Source organism: Paraburkholderia sp. SIMBA_053 (assembly GCF_046534895.1).
Classification (GTDB): domain Bacteria; phylum Pseudomonadota; class Gammaproteobacteria; order Burkholderiales; family Burkholderiaceae; genus Paraburkholderia; species Paraburkholderia caledonica.
Window position 1 is genome coordinate 1 of record NZ_JAWRXU010001049.1, and the last position, 258, is coordinate 258.

General features: G+C 63.6%; 1 protein-coding gene. It reads left to right on the top strand.

Going from position 1 to position 258, the window contains the following annotated elements:
* A partial coding sequence (locus SB753_RS38830; RefSeq protein ID WP_410805385.1) for a succinylglutamate desuccinylase/aspartoacylase family protein occupies positions 1–258 on the top strand: 258 nt, incomplete at both ends.

Sequence of the window (258 nt, forward strand, 5' to 3'; positions counted from 1 at the left end):
TTCATGGCGACGAGACCGCGCCGATCGAACTGCTGTCGTTTGTGGTGCGCGACATCGCACAGGGACGCGCTGCGCTTGCTTGCCGGGTGCTGGTGATACTCGGCAACGTGCAGGCGATGCGCGAGTCGTGCCGTTATATCGACGACGATCTAAACCGGCTGTTCAGCGGACGTCATGCGCAGTTGCCCACGAGTCACGAGGCGCCGCGTGCAGTGGCGCTGGAGCGTATCGCGCAGCAGTTTTTCGCCGAGGCATCCG